General features: G+C 45.9%; 4 protein-coding genes and 1 pseudogene. 2 read left to right on the forward strand and 3 right to left on the reverse strand.

Translation table 11 applies throughout. The features are described from left to right. The coding region (locus tag F6K37_RS36495; RefSeq protein WP_287255870.1) for an FAD-dependent oxidoreductase at window positions 1-409 on the forward strand (409 nt) is incomplete at its 5' end. A gap of 143 nt (window positions 410-552) precedes the next feature. Here F6K37_RS36495 and F6K37_RS36500 read toward each other — a convergent pair. Continuing rightward, entirely contained in the window at window positions 553-780 is a 228-nt protein-coding gene (locus F6K37_RS36500; protein ID WP_008181562.1) for a PEP-CTERM sorting domain-containing protein, read from the reverse strand. A 57-nt stretch (window positions 781-837) separates the two neighbouring features. Next, the gene (locus F6K37_RS36505) at window positions 838-2,277 is read right to left on the reverse strand and encodes an RNA-guided endonuclease InsQ/TnpB family protein (RefSeq protein WP_229414406.1); all 1,440 of its coding nucleotides are present in this window, start codon (window positions 2,275-2,277) and stop codon (window positions 838-840) included. Between the two features lie 58 nt (window positions 2,278-2,335). Here F6K37_RS36505 and F6K37_RS36510 point away from each other — a divergent pair, with 58 nt between their 5' ends. Beyond that, a complete protein-coding gene (locus F6K37_RS36510) occupies window positions 2,336-2,533 on the forward strand; it encodes a hypothetical protein (RefSeq protein WP_008181567.1) in 198 nt (65 codons plus the stop codon). 101 nt (window positions 2,534-2,634) lie between these two features. Here F6K37_RS36510 and F6K37_RS36515 read toward each other — a convergent pair. Further along, window positions 2,635-2,984: pseudogene (locus tag F6K37_RS36515) on the reverse strand (hypothetical protein); the annotation flags it as partial.

Here is a 2,984-nt window from a genome sequence, read left to right on the forward strand (position 1 = left end):
TGCTGCATCTGCTTCGATTAAGCCCACCTCAGTAGTGGTGATCGGTGCTGGTCTTTCCGGTTTATATAGCGCGTTGCTATTAGAGGCAAAGGGGATTTCGGTAACGGTATTGGAAGCACGCGATCGCATTGGTGGTCGTGTCAAGGCTGAACTGAAGCGAATTCGCCCTGCTACTGAAAGTAATGTGGAGATAGCCCGTGTGGTTTCCTGGGGTAGTGATCCTTATGCTCAGGGAGCTTATGCTCACTTTGCCCCCGGACAAATTCGCGGATTTCAGGACAAGATGGCTAAACCCTGGAATCGAATTCACTTTGCTGGGGAACATACTGCGATCGCATCTCCTGGAATGGAATCAGCGTTGGAATCAGGGGAGCGAGTTGCTGGAGAGATTTTGGCTCGTGTTGTCTGAAAAAGTAAAAAGGGCAAAGAGGGGGTGGTGCGTTACGGGGCTCGGTTTTTTAACACTGGGAACCGATAAAATCAGGCCGATCCCGCCCCTAACACACCCTACGCCACTTGCTAATTGATGAAATAATTGACAACTATTGAGCGTTAACCGTCAACGGTAATTTTTTGTCGTTTGCTAATAATCAAAAGTGCGATCGCACTGATCAAAATCAACATCCATACCTCTGGTTCAGGAACACCGGAAACAGTAAAGGGATTAGACGGCTGATTCAACTGTTCTTCCCCAGTTTCCACCTCTCGGTCAAAGCGATCGCTCGACGCTTCTGCTTCTTTGAGCATCCTTCGTTGCTCATCATTCACCAGCACAATCATGGATGAATAGGGACTGACAATGTCTTGACATCTCCCCCGGTTGAAACACGGGGGATTCTATGAGGTTGTGAAGTCGCAGCGGTTTTCCCGTGCGACTATCGCCGTTCGCGCAGCGTGGCCTACGGCCAAAGGCGACGCTTCGCGAACACAGCTCATTCGGTATGATTTTTTAAGATACTTAAAAATGTCATAACGATGTGGGAGTGTCAAAGCTCCCCTACCCATCTTGGTTAGATCGAGACCTAACTGTTTGGCTACTTTCCTAGTAATATTTCCTGCGCCGTTGCAGTCTGCGTTAACTAGGTATCCTTTTGCAGTCTTGTAGAGTCCACGTCTTACTCTTTTTCCCGAAGGTTGCCATCCACTGGGTTTTTCACCGTGCTTAGGTAATGGATCTTCGTCTAAGTACGACGCCTTACTCGTATAAGACTCTTCGGTTACTGTCAACTTAATGCCATATTCAGGGCACATTTGTTTCAGTCTTTGAATCAACCTCTTCGTGGGGATTGCCACAAAGTTTTGATTACCTCTGCGACCCATATTGATCGAATCTTTTTGCCGCTCATTCCATCCAATCACAATATTTCCAATGCGATCGCTGAGGCAGCGGTTAATAATAAAGCGAGCGGTTTTGTTGACTGCATCCCGCATTTGGTTATTTCGTTTCCGCTGCACCCGATCAAGCTTGCTATCCCAATAGAACTCAGGTTTTCCTGTTTTATACTTTGCGACCAGGCGAGCATAACCCTGGTTCATTGACTTCAGCTTTCGACCGTCAATGATTAAACTCTTCCCATGAGTTGAGACGCCGGTTAGCCAATTATCCCCACCATGATCGAAGCTCCATGCTTGAGAATAATCAAGATTTGGGTTGTTTTCTACTGGTTGCTTCTCATCGTCTATAACCCAATTGATCCATAGCTGCCCTAAATATGGTCGAACGGTTACCTCTTTAACCCAATCTGGGTCAACAAAGGCTGGTGGATCTAAGACTACGTCACAAATTAATTCGGGTTTAGATTCTTTGCTAACCGATGGGTAGAACAAGCCTTGTTTGTAGGTAAGAGCCTGTCTAGGAAAAGTAACAGCAGCCAATCCTCCTTTTTTGCGATACCTAGGAAGCCTTGGCCTATCAACTTCTCCTTTGTAGTATTTACTAACTAATTGGTTGTAACCAGTTAAAGACTCTCCCACTGACTTTAAGGTCTGTTGAGCTGACTGAGCAGCCATAGCCTTATAGTGTGGACTCATCTTGAGAGCTTTGTCTAATTCAGGATATCTTACCGCACATTTATAAGTCTTCCAGCCAAACTTGAGGGTGTCGTCACGCCAATAAGTGTTGTAGGCTTCAGGTTGTTCGCGCAACCAATCATAATGCTTGTTTTTTACATAATAAATAGCGCAATTTATTAAGCTGTTTGCTTGTCGGCATTGAAACAACCAAAAACCTTTCTCTTCATCTGAAAAAGTCGCCTTTACTGGAATCGTCCTATATATATGACATCAACTCCTTGTCTTGCTAGATTATTATTAGTATACTTTAGGGTTCTAGACAATGTCAAGTACTGAAGATCGAAAAACTAAAAAACGAATGAGAGGAATACCAGTCTATTACGATGAACTAAAAAAGCAGCACGGCGTCTTTTTGACCGATACCGCCTGGAAGTGGTTACAGCTTTCAGCCAAAGACTCTGGAAGTAGTGTGGGGGAGTTTCTTGAGCGCTGGATCAGGAGTGAGATAGACAAAGCTTAAGAGGGACACGGCGGGGTGAACCCCGTCGCGTCCGTTTCATCCCCGGTCATTAGACACAGGGTTCTCACGTTCCCGGATGTTTTGATAGCCATCCGCCACACTTACCACCGATGACCCCAAGGCTTCTTGAGTAAATTGAGTTGTGGGATATACACCAACCACCTGAATGCGATCGCACTAATCCCAGACCCTAACATTAGCAACAGTGGATAGAGTCTTAAGGTGGGAGTTGCTGACACATTTACAATTAAGCGATCGCGCCATAGCTGTACCAAACAAGCCATGAGCACAACACCGATTAGCATCAGATTTAGCAGTGATGCGTACTTAAATGACTCAAATAGCCATTGCAGTGCCCAGATATTCCCCAAAAGCCAAGCCACTACCAGCACGATGGTGCTGGCGAGGTTTTGACCTCTGGGGGGATCTGAATTCATCCCAGCTGTCATAA

The sequence above is a fragment of the Moorena sp. SIO4E2 genome (assembly GCF_010671945.1).
In the GTDB taxonomy this organism is placed as follows: Bacteria; Cyanobacteriota; Cyanobacteriia; order Cyanobacteriales; family Coleofasciculaceae; genus Moorena; species Moorena producens.